Source organism: Jannaschia sp. 2305UL9-9 (genome assembly GCF_041403465.1).
In the GTDB taxonomy this organism is placed as follows: domain Bacteria; phylum Pseudomonadota; class Alphaproteobacteria; order Rhodobacterales; family Rhodobacteraceae; genus Jannaschia.
This window is the reverse complement of record NZ_JBGEHM010000005.1, coordinates 135,375-159,924: the sequence shown is the minus strand read 5'-3', so window position 1 is coordinate 159,924 and position 24,550 is coordinate 135,375. Positions and strand designations below refer to the sequence as shown.

25 protein-coding genes are annotated in these 24,550 nt (G+C 66.6%); 11 read left to right on the top strand and 14 right to left on the bottom strand.

Translation table 11 applies throughout. The features are described from left to right. Positions 1–5 precede the first annotated feature (5 nt). Positions 6–986 (bottom strand): asparaginase, encoded by a 981-nt coding sequence (locus V6N07_RS16865; RefSeq protein WP_371157924.1) that lies wholly within the window; start codon positions 984–986, stop codon positions 6–8. 159 nt (positions 987–1,145) lie between these two features. On the opposite strand from V6N07_RS16865, the gene V6N07_RS16860 reads away from it, so the two are divergent. Both V6N07_RS16860 and rlmN read left to right on the top strand, forming a co-directional pair. Continuing rightward, a complete protein-coding gene (locus V6N07_RS16860) occupies positions 1,146–1,667 on the top strand; it encodes an invasion associated locus B family protein (RefSeq protein WP_371157922.1) in 522 nt (173 codons plus the stop codon). An 84-nt stretch (positions 1,668–1,751) separates the two neighbouring features. Next, entirely contained in the window at positions 1,752–2,930 is a 1,179-nt protein-coding gene (rlmN, locus tag V6N07_RS16855; protein WP_371157920.1) for a 23S rRNA (adenine(2503)-C(2))-methyltransferase RlmN, read from the top strand. 239 nt (positions 2,931–3,169) lie between these two features. On the opposite strand, the gene V6N07_RS16850 is transcribed toward rlmN, so the two are convergent. After that, complete coding sequence (locus V6N07_RS16850; protein WP_371157968.1) at positions 3,170–3,892, bottom strand: TSUP family transporter; 723 nt, start codon at positions 3,890–3,892, stop codon at positions 3,170–3,172. Between the two features lie 26 nt (positions 3,893–3,918). After that, positions 3,919–4,791 carry a phosphoserine phosphatase SerB gene (serB, locus tag V6N07_RS16845; protein ID WP_371157918.1) on the bottom strand — a complete coding sequence of 291 codons (873 nt, stop codon included), beginning with the start codon at positions 4,789–4,791 and terminating at the stop codon, positions 3,919–3,921. A gap of 151 nt (positions 4,792–4,942) precedes the next feature. Here serB and V6N07_RS16840 point away from each other — a divergent pair, with 151 nt between their 5' ends. From V6N07_RS16840 to bktB, 3 genes are all read left to right on the top strand, one after another. Continuing rightward, a complete protein-coding gene (locus tag V6N07_RS16840) occupies positions 4,943–6,085 on the top strand; it encodes a phosphoserine transaminase (protein WP_371157916.1) in 1,143 nt (380 codons plus the stop codon). Between the two features lie 75 nt (positions 6,086–6,160). After that, complete coding sequence (gene serA, locus V6N07_RS16835) at positions 6,161–7,753, top strand: phosphoglycerate dehydrogenase (RefSeq protein WP_371157914.1); 1,593 nt, start codon at positions 6,161–6,163, stop codon at positions 7,751–7,753. A gap of 120 nt (positions 7,754–7,873) precedes the next feature. Next, complete coding sequence (gene bktB / locus V6N07_RS16830) at positions 7,874–9,049, top strand: beta-ketothiolase BktB (RefSeq protein WP_371157912.1); 1,176 nt, start codon at positions 7,874–7,876, stop codon at positions 9,047–9,049. Between the two features lie 27 nt (positions 9,050–9,076). On the opposite strand, the gene ggt is transcribed toward bktB, so the two are convergent. From ggt to V6N07_RS16815, 3 genes are all read right to left on the bottom strand, one after another. After that, positions 9,077–10,654 carry a gamma-glutamyltransferase gene (gene ggt, locus V6N07_RS16825; RefSeq protein WP_371157910.1) on the bottom strand — a complete coding sequence of 526 codons (1,578 nt, stop codon included), beginning with the start codon at positions 10,652–10,654 and terminating at the stop codon, positions 9,077–9,079. A 322-nt stretch (positions 10,655–10,976) separates the two neighbouring features. Then, complete coding sequence (locus V6N07_RS16820) at positions 10,977–11,426, bottom strand: ATP-binding protein (protein WP_371157908.1); 450 nt, start codon at positions 11,424–11,426, stop codon at positions 10,977–10,979. Continuing rightward, the gene (locus V6N07_RS16815) at positions 11,426–11,767 is read right to left on the bottom strand and encodes an STAS domain-containing protein (protein WP_371157906.1); all 342 of its coding nucleotides are present in this window, start codon (positions 11,765–11,767) and stop codon (positions 11,426–11,428) included. Before V6N07_RS16815 ends, V6N07_RS16820 begins: the two co-directional genes overlap by 1 nt. Positions 11,768–11,869: 102 nt before the next feature. On the opposite strand from V6N07_RS16815, the gene V6N07_RS16810 reads away from it, so the two are divergent. The 6 genes from V6N07_RS16810 to V6N07_RS16785 all read left to right on the top strand — a co-directional run bounded on the left by V6N07_RS16810 (position 11,870) and on the right by V6N07_RS16785 (position 17,703). Continuing rightward, entirely contained in the window at positions 11,870–13,048 is a 1,179-nt protein-coding gene (locus V6N07_RS16810; protein ID WP_371157904.1) for an acetyl-CoA C-acyltransferase, read from the top strand. Between the two features lie 2 nt (positions 13,049–13,050). Further along, positions 13,051–13,515 carry a GAF domain-containing protein gene (locus V6N07_RS16805; RefSeq protein ID WP_371157902.1) on the top strand — a complete coding sequence of 155 codons (465 nt, stop codon included), beginning with the start codon at positions 13,051–13,053 and terminating at the stop codon, positions 13,513–13,515. Beyond that, entirely contained in the window at positions 13,512–13,976 is a 465-nt protein-coding gene (locus V6N07_RS16800) for an MOSC domain-containing protein (RefSeq protein WP_371157900.1), read from the top strand. The genes V6N07_RS16805 and V6N07_RS16800 overlap by 4 nt, the downstream gene beginning before the upstream one ends. An 8-nt stretch (positions 13,977–13,984) precedes the next feature. Then, on the top strand, positions 13,985–14,464 hold the full coding sequence (locus V6N07_RS16795; protein WP_371157898.1) for an N-acetyltransferase family protein: 480 nt from the start codon (positions 13,985–13,987) through the stop codon (positions 14,462–14,464). Between the two features lie 102 nt (positions 14,465–14,566). Further along, entirely contained in the window at positions 14,567–16,960 is a 2,394-nt protein-coding gene (gene pheT, locus V6N07_RS16790; protein ID WP_371157897.1) for a phenylalanine--tRNA ligase subunit beta, read from the top strand. 83 nt (positions 16,961–17,043) lie between these two features. After that, on the top strand, positions 17,044–17,703 hold the full coding sequence (locus tag V6N07_RS16785) for a MarC family protein (protein WP_371157966.1): 660 nt from the start codon (positions 17,044–17,046) through the stop codon (positions 17,701–17,703). Positions 17,704–17,729: 26 nt separating this feature from the next. Here the strand turns inward: V6N07_RS16785 and V6N07_RS16780 are convergent, their stop codons facing one another. From V6N07_RS16780 to V6N07_RS16745, 8 genes are all read right to left on the bottom strand, one after another. After that, positions 17,730–18,770: a succinylglutamate desuccinylase/aspartoacylase family protein gene (locus V6N07_RS16780; RefSeq protein WP_371157895.1), complete on the bottom strand. Its 1,041-nt coding sequence runs from the start codon at positions 18,768–18,770 to the stop codon at positions 17,730–17,732. Further along, a complete protein-coding gene (rimK, locus tag V6N07_RS16775; RefSeq protein ID WP_371157893.1) occupies positions 18,770–19,675 on the bottom strand; it encodes a 30S ribosomal protein S6--L-glutamate ligase in 906 nt (301 codons plus the stop codon). The genes V6N07_RS16780 and rimK overlap by 1 nt, the downstream gene beginning before the upstream one ends. Continuing rightward, on the bottom strand, positions 19,672–20,145 hold the full coding sequence (locus V6N07_RS16770) for an ATP-dependent zinc protease (protein ID WP_371157892.1): 474 nt from the start codon (positions 20,143–20,145) through the stop codon (positions 19,672–19,674). The genes rimK and V6N07_RS16770 overlap by 4 nt, the downstream gene beginning before the upstream one ends. 119 nt (positions 20,146–20,264) lie before the next feature. Next, the gene (locus V6N07_RS16765) at positions 20,265–21,476 is read right to left on the bottom strand and encodes a phenylacetate--CoA ligase family protein (protein WP_371157964.1); all 1,212 of its coding nucleotides are present in this window, start codon (positions 21,474–21,476) and stop codon (positions 20,265–20,267) included. After that, positions 21,470–22,465 carry a phosphatase domain-containing protein gene (locus tag V6N07_RS16760; RefSeq protein WP_371157890.1) on the bottom strand — a complete coding sequence of 332 codons (996 nt, stop codon included), beginning with the start codon at positions 22,463–22,465 and terminating at the stop codon, positions 21,470–21,472. The genes V6N07_RS16765 and V6N07_RS16760 overlap by 7 nt, the downstream gene beginning before the upstream one ends. Positions 22,466–22,592: 127 nt before the next feature. Further along, a complete protein-coding gene (gene thpR / locus V6N07_RS16755) occupies positions 22,593–23,138 on the bottom strand; it encodes an RNA 2',3'-cyclic phosphodiesterase (protein WP_371157888.1) in 546 nt (181 codons plus the stop codon). Further along, complete coding sequence (locus tag V6N07_RS16750; RefSeq protein ID WP_371157886.1) at positions 23,135–23,596, bottom strand: VOC family protein; 462 nt, start codon at positions 23,594–23,596, stop codon at positions 23,135–23,137. The genes thpR and V6N07_RS16750 overlap by 4 nt, the downstream gene beginning before the upstream one ends. Then, positions 23,593–24,444: an ABC transporter ATP-binding protein gene (locus V6N07_RS16745; protein ID WP_371157884.1), complete on the bottom strand. Its 852-nt coding sequence runs from the start codon at positions 24,442–24,444 to the stop codon at positions 23,593–23,595. Before V6N07_RS16745 ends, V6N07_RS16750 begins: the two co-directional genes overlap by 4 nt. Positions 24,445–24,550: the final 106 nt, after the last annotated feature.

Genomic DNA, 24,550 nt, shown 5'->3' with positions numbered 1-24,550 from the left:
CGGGGCTACAGGGTGACGGCCATATGACCCACCACGAGACCGCGCGCATTGCACATCGGGCCATGTGTCAGGTCCTTCACCACGGGGGCGTCGGCGGGCAGGGCGCCGACATGCACGAGCAGTGCCGCGATCAGGGCTTCGGAGGCGCGGGTGGTCCCATCACTGATCTTGAGGGCGATGCCGCGATCCAGTTCCGGCAGGATCGCGATGTAGACGCCTTCCGCGCCGGTCTTGACCACGCCCGCACCGCCCATCGCCTGCATCAGGCGGGTATCGGCCCCCCCGGCGCCCGAGACGAGGTCCGGGTGGGAAGCCATCGCCTTTACGAGGCGGGCCATGGCATCGGACCGCGTGTCGCCGCCGGCGCGTGCCCTTGCGAAGCGTCCCATCGCCCCGGCGAAGGCGTCCAGCCGCGTGGCGTGGTTCGGGGCCGAGCAGCCGTCGATACAGAAATAGGGGCTGTCGACGCCCGTCACCTCTTCCAGCGCGGCAAGCGCACCTTTCTGAACGGGATGATCGGGTTCGATATACTCCGGCCCCGCGCCCAGATGCCGCGCCACGGTCACGAAACCGCAATGCTTGCCCGAACAATTGTTGTGCAGCTGACAGGGGCTCTCGCCGGACCGGATCAGGTCGGCGGCGGCCTCGGGGCCGAATGGTGCGTGGGATCCGCACCGCAAGTCATCCTCCGAGGCGCCAAGGTCGGCCAGCCATTCGGCGGCCAGCTCGGTATGGATCGCCTGTCCGCGATGGGACGCGCAGGCAAAGGCAAGGTGCCGATCCGTCAGGCTGCGGCCAGCACCGCTTTCCAGCAAGGGCAGGGCCTGGATCATCTTGGCCGATGACCGGGGGTACAGGACGCGCTCCGCGTCGCCCCAGGCTTCGATCACTTGTCCCGATCCGTCGCAGATAACCGCCTGACCACGGTGCGCGGACTCCAGATGGTCACCGCGAATGATCTGTACCAGGTCCGTGTCTGTGGCCATGCCGTCCCCCTCTGCGCGAAATTCCGCCGCACGGGGTTTCGACCCCGACGCGGCTGCGCTATCATCGTCGTGCAGTTTTGGGAACCTCGGGGCCCGGTGCGATCCGGGGCAACCGGGCATGTCCGGCAACCCGACGACAGCAGAGGCAGTAAGTAAAAGATGATCCCCAAGGCAATCGGCTTTGTCCTTCTGTCCGCCGCGCTGGCTTTGCCCGCGGTCGCACAGGAAAGTTCCAATCGCGTAAACACCGAAACCGACTGGTCCGTGTTCGTCGAAGACAACCCGACCCAGTGCTGGATCGTGTCCGCACCGAAATCCATCCGCAACACCCGCGACGGGCGTGAAGTGGCCGCGCGTCGCGGCGATATCCGCTTGTTCGTCAGCTACTGGCCCGGCGACGGCAAGGAAGGGGAGGTGTCGGCAACCGGCGGCTACCCCTATGCTGACGGCTCGACCGTGGTGATCGAGATCGGGTCGGACCGGTTCGAGATGTTCACCGACGGCGAATTGGCCTGGGCCGCATCCCCGACCGACGATCAGCGCATCATCGCGGCGATGAAGCGTGGCGCACAGGCCGTTGTCACCGGCCGGTCGGGACGCGGCACCCAGACCGAGGATTCCTTCAGTCTTCTGGGGTTCACCGCTGCCGTCAGCGATGCCGAGGCGCGCTGCGCAGGTTGATACGCCGCCCTTTGCGTTTTGTCTCAGGCGTCCCTATATGGGGCGCCTGTTTCGTTTCCCGCCCGCAACCCTCCGGAGGCCGCCATGAAAGCGCCCGTCACCCCAGACGTTCTGACCGTGCCCCGCAAGGAGGGCCCCGGCGCGCGCCCGAACCTGATCGGGATGACACGCGACGGGCTGCGCGCCGCCCTGATCGCGGTGGGAACGCCCGAGAAACAGGCGAAGATGCGGGTCAACCAGGTGTGGCAGTGGCTGTATCACTGGGGGGTGCGTGATTTCGCGCAGATGACGAATCTCGCCAAGGATTTCCGCGCCCTGCTGGCCGACAACTTCGTTATCGAACTGCCCGAGGTCGTCACCCGGCAACTGTCGGAGGACGGCACCCGCAAATACCTCGTGCGGATCGCGGGCGGCCATGAGGTCGAGGTCGTCTACATCCCCGAAGAAGGCCGCGGCACGTTGTGCGTGTCCAGCCAGGTCGGCTGCACCTTGACCTGTTCGTTCTGTCATACCGGCACGCAGAAGCTTGTCCGCAATCTGACGCCCGCCGAAATCGTCGGGCAGGTCATGCTGGCCCGTGATGATCTGGAGGAATGGCCGGAACAGGGCACGGGCACCGGCGACAAGGGGCCTCGCCTGCTGTCGAACATCGTCCTGATGGGCATGGGCGAGCCGTTGTACAATTTCGAGAACGTCCGCGACGCGATGAAGATCGTGATGGATGGCGAGGGCATTGCGCTGGGCCGCCGGCGCATCACCCTGTCGACCAGCGGCGTGGTGCCGGAGATCGCGCGCACCGCGCAGGAGATCGGCTGCCTGCTTGCCGTCTCGTTCCACGCGACAACGGACGCGGTCCGTGATGTGCTGGTGCCGATCAACAAGCGCTGGAACATCGAGGCTCTGCTGGAGGCTCTCCGCGAGTATCCGAAGGTGTCCAATTCGGAGCGCATCACCTTCGAATATGTGATGCTGAACGGCGTGAACGACACGGACGAGGATGCGCACCGTCTGGTCGCGTTGCTGGAGGGAATCCCGGCAAAGGTGAACCTGATCCCGTTCAACGAATGGCCCGGCGCGCCTTACACGCGGTCGTCGAACAATCGCATTCGGGCCTTTGCGACCATTCTGATGGAGGCGGGCTATGCCTCGCCCATTCGGACGCCGCGTGGCGAGGACATCATGGCCGCGTGCGGTCAGTTGAAGTCCGCGACGGAACGATCGCGAAAATCGCGCGCACAGATCGCGGCCGAAGCCGGTCTCTAAGCGAAGGGGGGCGAGGGGGCCAGCCCCCTCGTGCTCCCCCGTCCAAGGGGGGCGCGCCCCCTTGGAAATCCCTCGACGCCTCTATGGCCAGAGGAGCGGGGTCGGTGATCAGCGTTTGCGCGTTTTGCCGCGAAGAACGGTCAGGACGAATTGGAATGCATCGATCTCGGCCATGGTCAAACCTCGGATGGCGTGCGTGCCGTCCCTCTAGGCCCGCCGCATTGCAGCAATGTGACAGTTCAGAGCCAGTTCCATGTCAGTCGCAGCGCCATGGCCACCGTCACGAATACGAGCACGGGTTTGATCAATACGGATCCGCGACGCGTCGCCAGTCGGGCGCCGATCTGCGCGCCTGCAAAACCGGACAGGCCCATGGCAAGCCCGGCCAGCCACCACGGCTGTGCGATGAAAGCGAAGGTCAGCAGGCCACCGGCATTCGACGCAAGGTTCAGAAGCTTCGATTGCGCGGTGGCGCGCAGGACGCCGTTGCCCGCCAGCAGGACGAACCCGAGCATGTAGAACGAGCCCGCCCCGGGCCCGAGGAGCCCGTCGTAGAACCCGACGAACGGCACAAGCGTCGCGGCGAACAGGGGCGGGGCGATCCGCCGGGGCCTGTCGCGGTCGTCGAGGCCCGGTTTGAACGCGACGAAAAGAGCGACGGCCACCAACAGGACCGGCAGGCCGAGGCGCAGCGTATCGACGGGCAACAGGGTAACGCACAGGGCCCCGCCGACGGAGGCCGCGAACGCGATCAATGCCATCGGCCATTGGGCCGCGACGTCTATCAGACCCGCCCGCGCATAAGCGAGGGCCGCGGAGGCGGGGGAAAAGATGCCCTGAACCTTGTTGGTCGCGATAGCGGTCACAGGGTCCGCGCCTGCCAGAACCAGCGCGGGGACCGTGATCAGCCCGCCGCCGCCTGCCATGCTGTCGATGAACCCCGCCAGCAGGGCGGCCATCATCAGCAGGGTGATCAGTTCGGGGTCGATCACGCGAAGTCGGTATCGGCATAGCCCTGCAGATACAGCAGGGAAGTAAGGTCGCCGTGATTGATGCGCAGCCCGGCCTCGGCCTGCACGGCGGGCTTGGCGTGCAGGGCGACCCCCATCCCTGCAAGGGTCAGCATGCCTAGGTCATTGGCGCCGTCGCCTACGGCCAGAACATCATCCGATGCGATGCCCATGGCTTGCGTGATCTGTTGCAGTGCGTCGACCTTGGCCTGCCGCCCGAGGATCGGCATCCCGGGCTCCCCGGTCAGCTTGCCGTCTTCGATCAATAGAATATTGGCGCGATGTTCATCGAATCCGAGGCGTTCGGCAATAACGGACGTGAAGGCCGTGAACCCGCCCGACACCAGTGCAGCGCGCGCGCCATGGGCCTTCATCGTAGTGACCAGCGTGCGGCCACCGGGCATCAGGGTGATGCGATCTGCAATGACGCGGTCGATCACGGAGGCATCCAGCCCTGCCAGCAGGCCAACCCGTTCGCGCAGGGCGCCATCGAAGTCGATTTCTCCGTTCATGGCGCGCGCGGTGATGGCAGCGACGCGGTCGCCCACCCCCGCCTCTGCCGCCAGTTCGTCGATGCATTCCTGCTGGATCATCGTGCTGTCCATATCGGCCAGCAGCAGGCGTTTGCGACGGCCCATGTCGGGCACGACGTTCAAATCGACGCCCATTGCGTCCAGTTCGTCCTGCGTCGTTCGCAACGTATCGGGTAGACGGTCCAGTCCGAATTCGGCCGCGACGCCGGGGGACAACCACTGCGCATCGCCGCCACCCCAGCCGTTGCGCAAAGCCTCGACCAGCGTTTGTTCGATGGTGGGGCGATCGGGCGACGCGGTCAGGACGCAGGTATACATCGGTTTCCTATCGGCAACGGGTGCCGCGCTTTCGGCGGCGTCTGGCGTGGCCTAGCGCCGTTTGCGCCCTTGCGCGACCCCCAGATGTGCAATAGCGACGGCGGCGGGACACCCCTCCCCAACGAGGGGCGCAATATCTGCAAGGATAGCCATGACCGATACGACCTCCGCTGGCGCAATGCCCGCGACGAAGCCCGTGAACCCGCGTTTTTCCTCGGGTCCCTGCGCAAAACACCCCGGATACACTGTCGCCTCTCTGGCCGATGCCCCGCTGGGCCGATCGCACCGCGCTGCCATCGGCAAGTCGAAGCTGGCCGCGGCCATCGACCGCACCCGCGCCTTGCTGGGCGTGCCGGACGATTACCGCATCGGGATCGTGCCGGCCTCCGACACCGGCGCCTACGAGATGGCGATGTGGACGATGCTGGGCGCGCGCCCGGTCACCATGCTGGCGTGGGAAAGCTTTGGTGCGGGCTGGGTCACGGACGTGGTCAAGCAGCTTAAACTGGACGCAGACGTGCGCACCGCCGACTACGGCGCGCTGCCGTCGCTGGAGATCGATGCCGACCGCGACATTTGCTTCACCTGGAACGGCACGACCTCGGGCGTGCGCGTGCCGAACGCCGACTGGATCGCGGATGACCGCGCGGGCCTGACGCTGTGCGATGCCACCTCTGCCGCCTTCGCGATGGACCTGCCGTGGGACAAGCTGGATGTGACGACCTTCTCCTGGCAGAAGGTGCTGGGCGGCGAGGGCGCGCATGGCGTCATCATCCTGTCGCCCCGTGCGGTCGAACGCCTCGAAAGCTATACCCCCGCATGGCCGCTGCCCAAGATCTTCCGCCTGACCAAGGGTGGCAAGCTGATCGAGGGGATCTTCCGGGGCGAGACGATCAACACGCCCTCCATGCTGTGCGTCGAGGATTACCTCGTGACGCTGGACTGGGCCGAAACCTTGGGTCTGTCTGGCCTGATCGACCGGGCCACCCGTTCGGCGACGCATATCTGGGACTTCTGCGAATCCCGCGACTGGATCGCGAACCTTGCCGACGATCCGGCCACCCGGTCGACCACGTCCGTCTGTCTCAAGTTCGTAGGCGACCTGCCCGAAGGGTTCGCCAAGCGCGTCGCCAAACGGCTGGAGGCGGAGGGCGTGGCCCTCGACATCGCGTCCTATCGCGACGCGCCCGCCGGTCTGCGGATCTGGTGCGGCTCGACCGTGGAGCCCGAAGATATCGCGGCGCTGATGCCATGGCTCGACTGGGCCTATCACGCGGAGCTGGCGGCGGGCTGACGGCCCGCCCCGACCTACCCCAAATTGTACAAAAGCCCCGCGGGGCTTCCCCCAGATTGTGAAAAGGAGCCTGACATGGCCCCCAAAGTCCTCATTTCCGACAGCCTGTCGGACGCCGCCGTCCAGATCTTCCGCGACCGTGGAATCGACGTCACCTTCGAGCCGAAACTCGGCAAGGACAAGGACGCCCTGCTGGCGCGGATCCACGAGTTCGACGGCCTCGCCATCCGGTCCGCCACCAAGGTGACCGAAAAGCTGCTGGAGGCGGCGACCAACCTCAAGGTGGTCGGCCGCGCGGGCATTGGCACCGACAATGTCGACAAGCCCGCAGCCAGCAAGAAGGGCGTGATCGTGATGAACACGCCCTACGGCAACATGATCACCACCGCCGAACATGCCATCGCGATGATGTTCGCCGTCGCCCGCCAGATCCCCGAGGCGAATGCCTCGACCCACGCTGGCAAATGGGAAAAGTCCCGTTTCATGGGCGTGGAACTGGCTGGCAAGACGCTGGGCGTGATCGGTGCGGGCAACATCGGTGGCATCGTCTGCGACCGGGCGCGCGGCCTCAAGATGAAGGTCGTGGCCTATGATCCATTCCTGTCGGAAGAGCGCGCGACCGAGCTGCACATCGAAAAGGTCGACCTCGACACGCTGCTGGGGCGCGCCGATTTCATCACGCTGCACGTCCCCCTGACGGATCAAACGCGCAACATCCTGTCGGGAGAGAACATCGCCAAGCTGAAGCCGGGCGTGCGCATCGTCAACTGCGCCCGCGGTGGCCTTGTGGATGAGGCCGCGCTGGCCGAGGCGTTGAAGTCCGGCCACGTTGCAGGCGCCGCATTCGACGTCTTTGCCGAAGAGCCCGCGACAGATTCGCCGCTGTTCAACCTGCCGAACGTCGTTGTCACGCCGCACCTCGGCGCGGCCACGTCCGAGGCACAGGAGAACGTCGCCCTGCAAGTGGCCGAGCAGATGTCCGACTACCTGTTGACCGGCGCCGTCAGCAACGCGCTCAACATGCCATCGGTCACCGCGGAAGAGGCGAAGGTCATGGGCCCCTGGCTCAAGCTGGCCGACCACCTCGGTGCGTTCGTGGGGCAGATGACGGATGAGCCGATCGAAGCGATCGAGATCGTCTACAACGGTTCGGTTTCGGCCATGAACCTCGACGCGCTGAACTGCTCGGCCATTGCAGGCGTGATGAAGGCGACCAATCCGGACGTGAACATGGTTTCCGCGCCCGTGATCGCCCGCGAACGCGGTGTCGAGATCAGCACGACCCGCCAGGACAAGTCCGGCGTGTTCGATGGCTATGTCAAACTGGTCGTCAAGACGGCCACCCGCGAACGGTCCGTTGCGGGCACGGTGTTCACCGATGGCAAGCCGCGCTTCATCCAGATCAAGGGCATCAACATCGATGCCGAGATCGGGGCGCACATGCTCTATACCACCAACAAGGACACGCCGGGCATCATCGGTACGCTGGGCCAGACGCTGGGCGAGAATGGCGTGAACATCGCGAACTTCACGCTTGGTCGCTCTGATCGCGGTCAGGATGCGATCGCGCTGCTGTATCTCGACGAACAGCCGCCTGCCGCCGTTCTCGAAAAGCTGCGGGTGACGAACCTGTTCCAGAACATCGCACCTTTGCGGTTCGACGTCTGACGGGGGCGGGACGCCACGTCCCGCTTTCCCTTGCCTCGTTCCTCTGGCCATAAATACCTCGGGGGTCCGGGGGCTGGCCCCCGGCGTCCCGGCCCCCGTTTCAACGCGGGGGCCTTCTTCATGTCCGATATCGTCATCCTTTCCGGCGTGCGCAGCGCCATCGGTACCTTCGGCGGCAGCCTTGCGGGGACGGCGCCCATCGATCTTGCGACCGTCGTGTCCAAAGCCGCGATCGAACGCGCCGGGGTCGCGGCCGAACGTATCGGCACGACCGTTTTCGGCCATGTCATAAACACCGAACCGCGCGACATGTATCTCAGCCGGGCTGCGGCGATCGGGGCCGGCGTGCCCGACACCGTCCCCGCGATGAACGTCAACCGGCTGTGCGGATCCGGTGTGCAGGCTGTCGTTTCGGGCGTTCAGGCCTTGATGTTGGGTGACACCGACATGGCTCTGGTCGGCGGGGCCGAATGCATGTCCCGGTCGCCCTATGCCTTGCCGGGCACGCGGTGGGGCACGCGAATGGGGGATGCGGGGGTGGTCGACATGATGCTCGGCGCGCTGACCTGTCCGTTCGGAACCGGTCATATGGGGATCACGGCGGAAAACGTCGCCGCCGCCCATGGCATCACGCGCGAGGAACAGGACGCCTTCGCCCTGCAATCACAGGAACGGGCCGCCCATGCCATTAGGGCCGGCGTCTTTGCCGAACAGATCGTGCCTGTGCCGCTGGTCAGCAAGCGACAGACCGTGATGTTCGACGCGGACGAACATCCGAAAGCCACGACCCCCGAGGCGCTCGCCTCGCTGCGTCCGGCGTTTCAGCGCGATGGGTCCGTGACGGCCGGAAATGCCTCCGGCATCAATGACGGCGCCGCGGCGCTGGTGCTTGCACGGGCCGATGCGGCCGAGACCGCGGGCCTGTCCCCGCGCGCACGCATCCTCGGGTATGCCCACGCGGGTGTCGCCCCGGACGTGATGGGATTGGGGCCGATCCCCGCCTGTCGGCGTCTGTTCGACCGGATCGGCCTTGGCGCGGACGATTTCGACGTCATCGAATCGAACGAGGCTTTTGCGGCTCAGGCCCTGGCCGTCAGCCGCGAACTGGGCTTCGACCCGGAGCGTGTCAATCCGGATGGCGGTGCCATCGCGCTGGGCCATCCGGTTGGGGCGACCGGCGCGATCCTCGTGGTCAAGGCGCTGCACGGTCTCGAGCGGTCGGGCGGACGTCGCGCCCTGATCACGATGTGTATCGGCGGCGGTCAGGGCATTGCCCTTGCGATCGAGCGGGTCTGACCCCGCCCGCCACTGCCGAGACAATCATCAATACCCGAGGGCGCAGCCATCCTTGCGAGGGTCGGACGCGCCTTCGAGGTATCCCGCCGGATCGATGCGAATAGCCTGGGCGCCACCGATGGGCGTGTCGGGCACGACAACCGTGTGCCCCATCGCATAGAGATCGGCGCGGACGCTGTCCGAATAGCCGCGCTCCACCCGCAGTTCGCCATCCTGCGTAAAGGCGCGGGGCGCGTCGATGGCCGACTGCACATCCATTCCGTAGTCCAGCATGTTCGACAGCATGCGGACATGACCCGTTGGCTGATAGGCCCCGCCCATCACGCCGAAGGGCATGGTCACGCGTCCCCCCTCGCGCAGCATGGCGGGAATGATCGTGTGCATCGGACGCTTTCCGCCCCCGAATTCGTTCGGATGCCAGCGGTCGAGGGTAAAGCCGGCGCCGCGATTCTGCATCAGGATGCCGAATCTGTCGGAGGCGATCCCGGATCCGAAGTCATGGAAGATCGAATAGATCAGCGACACCGCCATTCCATCCCCGTCCACGACGGTGATGTAAACGGTATCCTTGTGCACGGCCTCGGTCAGCGGTGCCGCGGCCGCCATGGCCCGCTTAGGGTTGATCAGATCCGCCAGTTTCGCCGCGACCGCCGGGTCGAGCATACGGTCCAGCGCGGTCATGTGGTCGGCATCGGCAAGGAAACGGTTGCGTGCATCCATGGCCAGTTTCGTGGCCTCCGCCTCCAGATGGATGCGACGCGCGCCAAGCGGATCCAGCGAGGCCAGATCGAACTGCGCCAGGATGTTGGCCATGAGGATCGCGGTGGCCCCCTGTCCGTTTGGCGGATGCTCGATCAGGTCGACACCCTTGTAGGTGCCGCTTACCGGTTCCAGCCAGTCGCAGGCGCAGGCGGCAAAATCCTCCGCCGCATGCACCCCGCCGGCCTTGCGGAGCGAGGCGATCATGTCCTCGGCCACCTCACCTGCATAGAACCCGTCGCGCCCTTCGGCTGCGATGCGGCGCAGGACCTCTGCCTGTCCCGGCAGGGCAAACCGGTCACCGAACCCATAGGGGGCGCCATTCTTCAGATAGGCGGCATGCGCGCTCTCGGTCAGGACATCGGCGGATTGGGACCAGTCGAAGGCCACGCGGGGTGCGACAGGCACGCCTGCCTCGAAATACGGAATGACCGGGCCCAGGGTGTCGGCGATGCCAAGCTTTCCGTGCCGTTCCGACAAGGCGCAGAATGCATCGACCGCGCCGGGGATCGTGACCGAGTGGATCGACCGCAAGGGAATCGAGGTCAAGCCCTGCGCCCGCAGGCTTTGGGCCCGCGCGTCCGCCGGGGCCCGCCCGGACCCATTCAGGGCGATCACGTCTTCGGACCCGGCGGGTTTGAGCAGGACGAAGCAATCCCCGCCCAATCCGGTCATCGCCGGTTCGCACAGCTCGAGCATGACCGCCCCGGCAATCGCCGCGTCGGCGGCGTTGCCGCCACGCGCCATCGTATCGACCGCAATGCGCGCGGCCAGAGGGTGCGAGGTGGCTGCCATTCCGTTGGTGGCAAGCACGGGGGATCGGCCAGGCAGGTGAAGATCGCGCATCTGAAAGCTCCGTCAATTTGGTCCGCAGGCTAGGGCGGCCAGCGTCGGTGTCTAGCGCAAAGCGGCCCAAAGGGAGCCATCTTCATATCCGCAGGCTGCACCCGCGCCGAAGGATCGAACGGCGGGGACCGATCCGCCTGATGTCGGCCCAAGCCATGTGCCGTTGGCGTGCTGCGGACCGGGGGGCATCTGCCAGAGTTGCGCAGTGATCCGTGTCGGATGATCCTCAGATCCGGCGAACGGCCGAGTCAGGCCAGCATGACGGACCAATTGTCTGCGACGTGCCGACGCCTGGAACCGGCGCCTGCCGGGATCCGTCCGCTCATGCAATCTGGAGCGAAAAGCTCAGCCGATTATGCCCGTTGGCCCGCTCATACATCATGTCATCGGTCAGGGAATGAACGATGAACCAGCCGAAGCCGCTTTCCGGCAGGTCTGCGACATCCGTCGCGATATCGGGCATGGACCCCATGCTGAGCAATCCCGGTGGCAGCGGGGTGCCATTGTCCCATGTCTCGATCGAAATGGCGCCATTCAGCCGGCTGATGCGACATTCGATCCAGCCATCCGGGACGCCGGTGAAAGCATGCTCCACGATGTTGTTGAGCACTTCGGCGAGGACGATCAGCACGTCGTCCATTCCCTCCGTCTCGGTCGGGTCCGCGCACCCCAGAGCCTCGACCGCCCGCAGCTGGCTGCGCACTTCCTCGGAGGTGCCCCGGAACCTGCGACGCAGCAACGGGCCATCCGCACAGCAAGGCGTAGCTGCCATCATGCGGCATCCTGCCCGGCGGCGGCCCAGGGCAATCTGTCGTGCATCACGAAGACGGTATCCATCCGGGTCAGTTTCAGGACCTTGGTGACGATCGCGCCGCAACGCGCCAGTTCCAGTCGCCGCCCCTGACCCAGCATTTTCATGCTGGCCACGAGGGCGCCGAGGCCGCTGCTGTCGAGAAAGCCTACCTGCTCCATGTCCAACAGGATACGGCCGTCATGGTCGGCCACCGCGCTGCGCATCTGTTCCTTGAAGGCAAGCGCACCTGCGGCATCCAACCTTTGAACCTGAAGCGTAAGGGCCAGTATATCGCCCCGTTTTTCACGCGTGATCTGCATGACTGTCCTGCCCATCATTGGTGTTCGGGCATAGCGTCGCTGGTGCTTTGCCCCGTGCTTTGGCAAGCTAGGCCCAGTTTCTTACGAAAGGGTAACCGAGGCATGGAAAAGGTTGTCATCACCGGTGCGCGCCGCACGCCGATGGGCGGGTTCCAGGGGGCGCTGGGTGCGGCCACGGCGGCCGAACTGGGCGGTGCTGCGATTGCATCTGCCCTGACGGACGCGGGGCTGGACCCGTCGCGCGTGGACGAGGTCCTGATGGGGTGCGTCCTTCCCGCGGGCCAGGGACAGGCCCCCGCGCGTCAGGCCGGTTTTGCCGCGGGATTGCCCAAGGATGTGCCCGCCACGACCCTGAACAAGATGTGCGGATCGGGCATGAAGGCCGCGATGATCGCGCATGACCAGATCGCGCTGGGACAGACCGGTGTGATCGTTGCCGGTGGCATGGAGTCGATGACCAACGCGCCCTATCTGTTGCCGGGGATGCGCGGCGGGGCCCGGCTGGGCCATGGGGCGGCGGTCGATCACATGTTCCTCGACGGGTTGGAGGATGCCTACGACAAGGGGCGCCTGATGGGGACCTTCGCCGAGGATTGCGCCGAGGCCTATCAGTTCACGCGCGAAGCACAGGATGAATATGCCTTGCGGTCCCTGTCACGCGCGCAGCAGGCCATCGCGTCCGGCGGGTTCGACGCGGAGGTTGCGGCCTTCACCGTCACCGGGCGGCGCGTGGACACCACGGTCGCACAGGACGAACAGCCGGGCACGGCCCGGCCCGACAAGATCCCGCACCTGAAACCTGCGTTCCGCAAGGATGGCACGGTGACGGCGGCCAATTCGTCCTCCATCAGCGATGGGGCGGCGGCGCTGATCCTCGCTTCGGGTTCGGTCGCCGAGGCAGAGGGACTGCCGGTGCGCGCCCATATCCTCGGCCATGCCTCCCACGCGCAGGAGCCGGGCCTGTTCACCACCGCCCCCGTGCCCGCCGCGCGCAAGTTGTTGGACCGGCTGGGCTGGTCGGTCGAAGACGTCGACCTGTGGGAAGTGAACGAGGCGTTCGCCGTCGTGCCCATGGCCTTCATGCACGAGATGGGCCTGTCCCCCGACGTGGTGAACGTCAACGGCGGGGCCTGTGCGCTGGGCCATCCGATCGGGGCGTCGGGCGCGCGGATTATGGTGACCCTGTTGCATGCGCTGGAGGCACGAGGCCTCAGGCGCGGCATCGCGGCGATCTGCATCGGCGGCGGCGAAGGCACGGCCATCGCGATCGAAAGGGCGTGATCATGACGACGAACAACCGCTTGGATTACGACGCACTATCCGGAACCGTCGCCGCCCTTACCGAAGGGGAGGACGACACGGTCTCCCTGATGGCGACTGTCGCCTGCGAGGTTCACCATGCCGACGATCGTTTCGACTGGACCGGGTTCTACCGTGTCGTGGCGCCCGAACTGCTCAAGATCGGGCCATATCAGGGCGGGCATGGATGTCTGGTAATCCCGTTCTCGCGCGGGGTCTGCGGCGCGGCGGCGCGCACAGGGCAGGTCCAGCTTGTCCCGGATGTCGAGGCCTTTCCCGGCCATATCGCCTGCGCGTCCTCCACCCGGTCCGAACTGGTCCTGCCGGTGTTCGATGCATCGGGGGCCGTGATCGCGGTGTTCGACATCGACAGCAACCAACCCGACGCCTTCACCCAAGCGGACGCCGACCATCTTTCGCGCATACTGGCTGGGGTCTTCTCCAGATGAGCTATCTGCGGGACTTGATGCAGACACATGCGCGCACCGGGCGTCTCGATTGGATCGGGCTGCGTCCTGCCCGTCGCGAGGACATGTCGGAGGTCGGGGATGCCATGGTGAGCGAGGGCGGCTTGAACGGCGACCACGGGCGACCCGGCAAGCGGGCCGTCACCCTGATCCAGGCTGAACATCTGCCGGTGATCGCCGCGCTTTGCGACGGCGAGGTCACCCCCGCCGCACTGCGCCGGAACCTGCTGGTTTCCGGCGTCAACCTTGCGGCCCTGCGGGGACGGAACATCAGGATCGGGGATGCGCGCCTGACGCTTACCGGTCCGTGCGCGCCCTGTTCGCGGATGGAGGAAACGCTTGGGACCGGCGGTTATTCCGCCGTGCGCCATCACGGCGGATGGTGCGCCAGTGTCGAAGAGCCCGGCCGCATCGCGCTTGGCGATGACGTGGTGCCCCTGTGACCGACGACATGCGCGTGGCCACATCCGCCGACCGCCCCGCCATTGTCGCGCTTCACCTTGCGTCGTGGCAATCGACCTACGGGATCGAACTGTCGGACGCGGTGCTGCGCGATGTCCTGCCGGGCTACCTGTCGGACAAATGGGCTGCCCGATCATTCGGGTCGGATCAGATCACCCTGCTTGCCTTCGATGGCGACAGGCTGGCCGGGTTCGTCTGTGCCCTGACCGATCGACCGATCCCGTTAATCGACAACCTGCATGTGGCACCGCCCCTGCGTGGTGGCGGGCTGGGCGCGCGGTTGCTCAAGGGGGTGAACGCTGCCTTGGCGGAACGGGGCTTTCGGCGCAGCGACCTGACGGTCCTTTCCCGCAACACGCGCGCCTATGCATTCTACCTTGCGCAAGGCGGCGAGGATGAGGGCGAGGAGGAGGACATGCTTGTCGGCACGCCGGTGCGGGTGCGCCGGATCGGGTTCGATCTGACCTGATCGGTGAGGTTGGATCACAGGGCAGGGTCGCGGGCGTCAAGCGGCCTTCAAACCGGGTCGCGAATGCGCTAGGCGGGCGCAAACGCACCGGGACCGGATATCATGAAATTCACGCTTTCCTGGCTGAAACGCCATCTCGACACCACAGCCACGGTCGATGCCATCGCCGAGGCGCTGACCGATCTGGGCCTTGAGGTCGAGGGGATCGAGGATCGCGCCGCGCGCCTGCACGACTTTACCCTGGGCTATGTCGAAAGCGCCGAAAAGCACCCCGACGCCGACCGCCTGCGTGTCTGTCAGGTGCAGACCGACGAGGGCCTGAAGCAGATCATCTGCGGCGCGCCCAACGCGCGCGCGGGCATCACCGTCGTCATCGCCAAACCCGGCGTCTACGTGCCCGGCATCGACACCACCATCGGTGTCGGCAAGATCCGCGGGATCGAGTCGTTCGGCATGATGGCGTCGGAGCGGGAGCTGGAGCTGTCGGAGGAACACGACGGCATCATCGAACTGCCCTCGGGCGAGGTCGGGCAGCGGTTTACCGACTGGCTGGCCGAACATGACCCGGCCAAGGTCGACCCCGTGATCGAGATCGCGATCACCCCCAACCGCCCTGACGCGCTGGGCGTGCGCGGCATCGCGCGCGATCTGGCGGCGCGGGGGCTGGGCACGTTGTTGCCGCTGGACACCCCGGTGATCGACGGAACCTTCGATTGCCCGACGGGCGTGACCATCGCGGACGACACGACCGACGGTTGCCCGGTCTTTGCCCTGCGCCTGATCCGGGGTGTCAGGAACGGCCCCAGCCCCGAGTGGTTGCAGGATCAGTTGCGCGCCATCGGCCTGCGCCCCATCAGCTTCCTCGTGGATGTGACGAACTGGTTCACCTACGACCTGAACCGGCCGCTGCACGTCTTCGATGCAGACGTGGTGCAAGGTGATCTGCGGGTCTATCGCGCCGCGGGCGGCGAGACGATCACGGCACTGGACGACAAGACCTATACCCTGCCCGAAGGTGCCATGGTGATCGGCGATACCGCCGGCCCCGAAAGCATTGCAGGCATCATGGGGGGCGCACATAGCGGCGTCACCGAAAACACGGTCAACGTTTTGGTCGAAAGCGCCTTCTGGGACAATGTCCAGATCGCGCTGACGGGGCGTGCGCTCAAGATCAACTCCGACGCGCGCTATCGGTTCGAGCGGGGGATCGACCCGGCCTTCACCCTGCCGGGGCTGGATCATGCCACGGCGATGATCCTGGAACACGCGGGCGGCGAGGCGTCGCGCCCGGTGATCGCGGGGGCCGTGCCGGACGTGTCGCGGGCCTATCGCCTCGACACCGCCCGCGTCGAAAGCCTCGTCGGCATGTCGATCCCGGCCGAGACGCAGCGCGCGACCCTGACGGCGCTCGGCTTCGTGCTGGACGGCGATATGGCGCATGTGCCGTCCTGGCGCCCCGATGTTCTGGGCCAGGCAGACCTGGTCGAGGAGGTCGCGCGGATCGCCTCGCTGACCAAGTTGGAGGGGCGGCCGATGACGCGGCCCGCGCGGGTTCTGCGCCCGGTCCTGACACCGATGCAAAAGCGGGAGCGTTCGGCCCGTCGCACGGCGGCCAGCCTCGGGTATGACGAATGCGTCACCTATTCCTTCATCGACCGCGCCGCGGCGGCCCTGTTCGGGGGCGGGACGGAGGAAACGCGTCTGGAAAACCCGATCTCGTCCGACATGTCGCACCTGCGGCCCGCGCTTCTGCCCGGTCTCATGCAGGCAGCGGCGCGCAATCAGGCGCGCGGGTTCGCCGACATGGCCTTGTTCGAGATCGGCACAGCCTTCGACGGAGGAGAGCCGGGTGAACAACACCTGCAGCTGTCCGGCCTGCTGATCGGGCATTCCGGGCCAAAGAGCGTTCACGGCGATCGGCGTGCGGTTGATGTCTTCGACGCCCGCGCCGATGCAGAGGCCGTTCTGGCCGCCATCGGGGCACCGGCAAAGGCGCAAATCATGCGCGGCGCGTCCGATTGGTGGCACCCCGGTCGGTCGGGCAGGATCTGTCTTGGTCCGAAGAAGGTGATGGCCGAATTCGGTGAGATCCATCCAAAAGTTCTCAAGGCACTGGGCGTCAAGGGGCCCGCTGTCGGTTTCACCGTCTGGCCGGCAGAGGTGCCGTTCCCGAAATCCTCGGGTGCATCCCGCGGGGCGCTGACCCTGTCCGACCTGCAGGCCGTGGAACGGGATTTCGCCTTCGTGGTCGATGCCGATGTGGAGGCGCAGAAGCTGATCCAGGCGGCGCAGGGGGCCGACAAGGCCCTGATCACCGAGGTGCGCGTGTTCGACGAATTCGTCGGCGGATCCCTTGGCGAAGGGCGCAAGTCGCTGGCGCTGACCGTGCGTCTGCAACCGACGGACAAGACCCTGACCGACAAGGATATCGAGGCGGTCGCGGCCAAGGTCGTCGACAAGGTCACCAAGGCCACGGGCGGCGAATTGCGCGGCTAAGCCCCTTGCCCGACCATCACCGCCCCGGTCGATCGGGGCGGTGGAACCGCGTGTTCCACGTCTGAGGAGAAACCCCCGTGCCCATCCTGGACTGGACCGCGCTGGCCAAGGAATTCGTAACCCTTCTGGTGGTGATCGACCCGGTCGGGTCGATCCCGGTGTTCCTGTTCGCGGTGCAGGATGTCCCCCGCGCGCTGCATCGCAAGTTCGCCCTGCGCGCCGTCGCGATCTCTGCGCTCGTCCTGCTGGCCTTCCTCGTGGGCGGGCAACTCCTGCTGGAGACGCTGGGGCTGCGGCTCGGGTCCTTCCAGATCGCGGGCGGGGTCATCCTGTTCCTGTTCGCCATGACGATGATCTTCGGCGATTCCAAACCCGCGCGGGAGATCGAGGAGGCGGAGCGGGACCACCTTGCCGGGGCGGTCTTCCCCCTCGCCATGCCGTCGATCGCATCGCCCGGCGCCATGCTGGCGATCGTGATCCTGACGGACAACCACACGGAAACCATCGGATCGCAGGCCGTGACAGCGACGCTTCTGCTTTTGGTGTTGGGCCTGACGCTGGTGTTGCTGCTGGCGGCGAGCTTCGTGCACCGGGTGATCGGCAATACCGGGGCCAGCGTCATCAGCCGCATGATGGGGATCGTCCTGGCGACCATCGCCGTCGATTCCATCCTCGGCGGGTTCGACGCGCTTGGCGTGCTGGAGGTGGAGCCAGCGGCCATCGACAGCCCGCTGGCGCAGTAAAGCCGCGCGACGGCCTTGCGCTGCCGTCAGATGATCTCATCCTCGTCGAACAGCGGATCGTCCGCCATCTGCGCGGTCAGCCCGTCGATGGTGTCTTCGGCCCGCGCGACCGAGGCGACACGCCCGAGGTGGAACACCGCGTCCCCTTCATTCACGACAGGCATGACGGCGCGTCCCACGATGATGCCGTCGAAGGGGGCGATGATGTCCCGCTCTTCCTGCCCGAAGGGGTCGGCGACGGCGGCAAGGACCGTGCCTTCGGTCACCACGTCGCCATCCGCCTTGTAGGTGCGCAACAGCCCGCCTGACGGCGCGCGCAGCCATTTCGACGAGGTGCAGATCTGCGGCGCCGTGGTCGCCGCCGCGATGCCCCGCCCCCCGATCATCCCCTTGTAGCGCAGCACCCGCAGGATGCCCGCGACACCCGCGCGGACGGAGTATTCGTCGAACCGCAGCCCCTCACCTGCCTCGTAGAGCAGGACGTCGCGCCCGATATCCTTGGCCGCGCCCCGCAAGCTGCCGTCGCGCAGGGCCGATTGCAGGATCACGGGCGCGCCGAACACCTGTGCAAGGTCCAGCGTCACCGGATCGTCGGGCGAGATGCGGATCTGCGGCAGGTTGGTGCGGTGGATCGCCGCCGAATGCAGGTCGATGCCAAGGTCCGAGCGGGCCACGATCTCGGTCAGGAACAACTGCGCAAGACGCGAGCCGAGCGATCCGCCAGCGGAGCCCGGAAAACAGCGGTTCAGGTCGCGCCGGTCGGGCAGGTAGCGCGAATGGTTCATGAACCCGAAGGCGTTGACGATCGGGATCACGATCAGGGTGCCGCGCACCGATTTCAGCGATGGCGTGCGCAGCAGGCGTCGCACGATCTCCACCCCGATGACCTCATCGCCGTGAATGCCCGCGCTGACGAACACGACGGGCCCGTCGCGCCGCCCATGGATCACGCGCACAGACATCGACACGGGCGTATGGTCCGACAGGTGGCTGACCGGCAGGTCGATGGTCTTGCGCGTGCCCGCCGTGACGGTCTTGCCGCCGATCTCGAACGGTGCGCGCGGCATCAGCCCTTGCCCTTGGTCCGGGTGGCGTTGGGCTTGGCGTTCTTTTCGAGGTATTCGATGATCTTGCCCGCGATATCGAGGCCGGTGGCCTTTTCGACGCCCTCGAGGCCGGGCGAGGAGTTCACCTCCATCACCACCGGCCCGTGGTTGGCCCGCAGCATGTCGACCCCGCAGCAGTTCAGGCCCATCGCCTTGGCCGCGCGCACGGCCGTCGAGCGTTCCTCCGGGGACAGCTTGATCACGTTCGCCGACCCGCCGCGGTGCAGGTTGGAACGGAATTCCCCCTCGGCTCCGGTGCGCTTCATCGCGGCGATGACCTTGCCGCCGACCACGATGGCACGGATGTCGGTGCCGCCCGCTTCCTTGATGAATTCCTGCACCAGGATGTTGGTGTTGGTCGCGCGGAACGCCTCGATCACCGACTTGGCGGAACGGTCGGTATCGGCCAGCACCACGCCCAGGCCCTGCGTCCCTTCCAGAAGCTTGATGACCACCGGCGTGCCGCCTGCAAGGGCGACGACTTCGTCGGCGACCTTGGGGTCATGGGCAAAGGTGGTGACGGGCAGGCCGATGCCGTCCCGCGCCAGCAGCTGCATGGAGCGCAGCTTGTCGCGCGACCGCCCGATGGCGACGCTTTCGTTCAGGGGGTAGACGCCCATCATCTCGAACTGTCGCAACACGGCGGTGCCGTAGAAGGTGACGCTGGCACCGATGCGCGGGATGACGGCATCGAACCCTTCCAGTTTTTCACCGTTGTAGAAGATCTCGGGGCGCCGCGACGCGATGTTCATGTAGCAGCGCAGGGTGTTGATGATGTGCATTTCGTGGCCGCGCGCTTCGGCGGCTTCCTTCAGGCGCTGGTGGGAATAGAGCCCGGCATTGCGGGCGAGCATGGCGATTTTCATTGGATGGCCTTTCCGCGCCGTGTCGGCGCTTGGGTCGGGTCTTTCTTCAGCCGCGTCCGCCGGGTGTGCACGGCGACGTTATGCGCGCTCAGCGCGGTGCGCCCGACGATGATCGGGCTGCGCATGTTGGTGCGGTCCGTCAGCGACAGGTCGATCCGCCAGCGGTGCCCCGCGATCAGCAGGTCGGTGCGGATGACGATCCGGTCCTCGGGCACGCCGCTGGTGTTCTTGATATCGCGCCGCTCGTGTATGGGCTGTTCATGGGTGACGCCGCTGCGGGCGCCCGGATGACGCACGCGGAAGCGGACCCACGCCGCGCCGTCGCGGGTGAAGGTCTCGATCCGCGTGGCATGCAGGGCCGAGGTGCGGGCGCCGGTGTCGATCTTGGCGGGAATGTTGTCCAGATCGAGGTCAGGCAGGCTGATCCGCTCCATCCAGCCGACGATGATGATGTCTTTGGGTTTCGACACGGTGCAGGCAATCCCCCGGCGATGTCCGGTCCGCGATCCTAGCGCCATGTGCGCGGCATTGGGAAGCGCGAACCCGCCTGCCGTCGGGGGATGCCTTGGGCGTATCTCAGCCCCGGAGGTCAGTCATAGACGCGCTGGTCGTCGATCACCTTGCCATCGTTCGGCAGGCTGTCCACCCGCGTGACGGTCCCGCGCAGCTTCAGGCAGGAGGTGACGGAGGCGGCCCAGTCCTCCGGGTCGCCGCCGTCGGCCTCGATCGCGACGGTCATGGCGTCCTGTTCGCCCTCGCGGGTGACGGTGACGCGGGCGGCGCGGATCTCGGGGTGCGCGGCGACGAGGTCCGCGACCTGTTCGGGGCGCACGAACATTCCCTTGATCTTGGCGGTCTGGTCGGCGCGGCCCATCCATCCCCTGATGCGCGTGTTGGTCCGCCCGCAGGGCGATTGCCCCGGCAGGATCGCCGACAGGTCGCCGGTGGCAAAGCGGATCAGGGGGTAGTCGGGGTTCAGCGAGGTGACGACGACCTCACCCACCTCGCCGTCGGCTACCGGATCGCCCGTGCCGGGGCGCACGATTTCGACAATGACGCCTTCGTCGAGGATCATCCCCTCCGGCGGGGTCAGGGGAGAAGAGGGATCGGGGCTTTCATAGGCGATGTTGCCCAGATCGGCGGTGGCATAGCATTGCAGGCACGCAATGCCCCGGTCGGCGTATTCGGCCCGCAGGCTGGGGAACAGCGCACCACCCCCCACCGCCGCGCGGGTGATGCCCAGCGTCACGCCCATCTCCTCTGCGCGGTCGAGAATGACCTTGAGGTAATCCGGCGTGCCCGCGTAGGCGGTTGTGCCGACATCGCGGGCGGCGCGCACCTGCAGGTCGGTCTGCCCCGTCCCGGCGGGCAACACGACGGCCCCGACGGCGCGCGCACCACTTTCGAAGATCATGCCGGCGGGGGTCAGGTGATAGCCGAAGCAGTTCTGCACGATGTCCGTGGTGCCGATGCCGCAGGCATGCAGGAACCGCCCCATGCGCCACCAGTCATGGGTGACGCCGCCGGGTTCATAGATGGGGCCGGGGCTTTGGAAGATGTGGGCGACGTTCGAGACGCGGATGCCGCCGAAGGGGCGCTGCGCGGCCTGCCACTCCGACAATTGCGATTTGCGCAGCACCGGCAGGCGGGCAAGGTCGGCCAGCGATGTCACGTCACCGGGGGCAAGGCAGTTGCCCTGATCGGCCGTCACCTGTGTCAGCTGCGCGCGCAGGGCATCCAGTTGCGCGGCTTCGCGGGCGTCTGCGCTGCGTGTTTCCAGATCGTCGTAATGGCTCATGATAGTCCCCAGTGGTGTCGGGCGCCGTCGAATGACGGTCCGTGAAAGCAGGGCACGCCCGCGGCCTCGATTTCGGCAATGCAGGCGGCATCGTCGGCGCCGACGCCGGGCGCAGGTTCGCGCAGGGCGACGCCCTTGATGCGACCGGGATGCCGGCGGATCGCATCGCGGTACACGAACGCGTCCTTCTGGCCGGAATCGCCCATCAAGTAGGCGGGCAATGTCGGATTGGCGGCCAGAATCTCGTCGATGGCCGCACCCTTGTGTGTGCCATGACTCTTGCCGACGCCCTCGGCGGTGATGCCCAGATCGCGCAGGAACATCGGCCCGCGCGGCAGGTCGTGGCGCATGAACAGCGCGTCGAGGAAATGATGCAGGTTCCAGGGTGAGGACGAGACGTAGAAGACCGGGTTCTGCCCTCCGTCCACCATCTGTGCCATCAGGGCCTTGGCGTCGCCGTGCACATCCCGCGTCAGGGCGCTTCCGGTGAAGGTCGTCCAGAGGTTGCGCGCCAGCGAATGGGCGCCGGTCTCGATCATCGTGTCGTCGATGTCCGAAATGACCATATGCGTCGCCTCCGGCCCCGGCACACGGGCCGGAAAGGGAACGGCCGAGCCATCCTGCCCGGCGATATGCACCGGCACGTCGGTCCAGCCGGGCTCGGCCTCTCGGGCGACGGTCAGGCGGATGTAGCCTTCGGGGTCGCTGACGGCGGTGGCCTCTCCGCCAGTCACCTTCACGTCCGCGACCTCGTCTGTCACGAACAGCGATACCATCTGTCGAAGGTTCGTCCATTTCGATTGCAGCGCACTGGGCGTCGATCGGCGCAGATGCGACAGGACGCGTCCGCGCAGCACGATCCCGTCCGGAGAGGCATAGCCGAAATACGCCTCGAGGACCGGTGCGCTGTCATCGCGGTTTCCGATCCGTTCCAACAGGCCTTCGATCCGGCGGGCAACGGGCAGGGCGAGGGACGTCAGACGGCTGGTCATCGAGGGCTCCTTTCGGGGGTAGGGACGACCAAACGCCCACCCCCGTTCCCCGGGTCCGACCAAACCTGCGGGACAGGGGCCGCGCGCGTCTTCGCCCGGCCCGAAATGCATCCTGTGATCCGTCCCGTCATGCGGCCCCCAACGGATAGGACGCCAGCGTGTCGTATTGCGGTCCCTGCGGCGTCAGGACGGACGACCACAGGATCGCCGCGCCAGCGGGCGCCGCGGCAACTTCGGGTGGCCCGAGCCGGGCCAGCGCACCGGGCAGGCGGGTCATGTCCGCGGGCGCGGTCGCGCCGAAACGCGCGAGCGTCACATGCGGTCGGAACCGGTCACGGGGCAGGTCGATGCCCGCCCGCCGCGCCGCGCCGCGCACCTGATCGCGCAGGGCCACCAGCCCGGCATCTGCCGACAGGTCCAGCCCGGCGGCGCGCGGCCTGTCCGCGCCGAGCAGCGCCCAGGTCATCGGAATCAGCGTTGCGCGGGGCAGGGGGCGGCTGTCCAATTCCTCGTGCAGGGCCTCCAGACGCGCCTCCGGCTGATCGTCGAGGAAGGCCAGCGTGACATGCAGATCGTCGGCCTCCACCGTGCGTCCGCCGGGCAGGCGGGCCTGCGCACGCATCATGGGGCCGATCCAGCCCTCCGGCACGGGCAGGCCGACGAAGGCCCTCATGCGCGTCCCTCGAACGCCGCGCGCACTCCCGCGATGTCGATCTTGATCATCCCAAGCATCGCGTCGAATGCCCGTTTGGCGGCGGCGCGGTCCGGGTCGCAGGTCATCGCCCAAAGGTCCGCAGGCGCGATCTGCCAGCGCACGCCGAACCGGTCGATCAGCCATCCGCAGGCCTGCGGCGCGCCCCCATCGCACAGAGCAGCCCACAAGCGGTCTGTCTCGGCCTGATCATCGGTCTGCACGACGATCGACGTCTCTTCGCCCAGCCGGTTGCGCGGCCCGCCGTTCAGCGCCTGATAGGGCGTGCCCATCAATTCGAACGCGACGGCTGCGGGCGCGTCGCCCTCGCCCGGCATGGTCATCGTGATCCGGCTGTCGGGGAGCAGGTCACACCAGAAAGCGGCGGCCTCGTGCCCGTTGTTGTCAGCGAACCAGAGGCATGTGGCAACGCGGCTCACGACAGCCACCGCTTGCGGCGGCGGTAGCTGCGGACATCGCGGAACGATTTGCGCCCCTCGTCCCCCATCCCGAGGTAGAATTCCTTGACGTCCGGGTTTTCCCGCAATTCCTTGGCGGGACCATCCATCACCACGCGGCCCGACTCCAGGATGTAGCCGTAGTGGGCAAAGCGAAGGGCGACGTTGGTGTTCTGCTCCGCCAACAGGAAGGACACGCCCTGTTCCTCGTTGAGGGATTTGACGATGCCGAAGATCTCCTCGACCAACTGCGGCGCCAGACCCATCGACGGCTCATCGAGAAGGATCATCTCGGGGCGGGCCATCATTGCCCGACCGATGGCGCACATCTGCTGCTCTCCGCCCGAGGTATAGCCCGCCTGGCTGCCGCGCCGTTCGCGCAGGCGCGGGAAATAGTTGTAGACCATCTCCAGATCGTCCTTGATCGCCCGGCTGCCGTCGCGCCGGGTGTAGGACCCGGTCAACAGGTTCTCCTCCACTGTCAGATGCTCGAAACAATGGCGTCCTTCCATCACCTGGATGACGCCCCTGTTCACCAGTTCGGCAGGCGTCAATTCCTGAATGCGCTCACCCTTGTAGAGGATGCTGCCCTTGGTGACGTCCCCCCGTTCGGACCGCAGAAGGTTGGAGATCGACTTCAGGGTCGTCGACTTGCCCGCCCCGTTGCCGCCAAGCAGGGCCGTGATGCCGCCTTTGGGAACGGCAAGGGACACCCCCTTCAGCACAAGGATGACGTGATTGTAGATCACCTCGATATTGTTGACCTCGAGCAGGGTCTCGCCCTGGGGTTCGGTCGCCTTGGCGTCGGGCGCGGGGGCTGTGTCGAGCATCGGATCCTCCTCAGGACGTCAGAGTGCGTGCGCCAGCGACAGCAGGTCTGCGTCGCTGGGCCAGTTGATGGGACCGGCCTGACCGGCGCTGCGGCCGTGGTCGAAC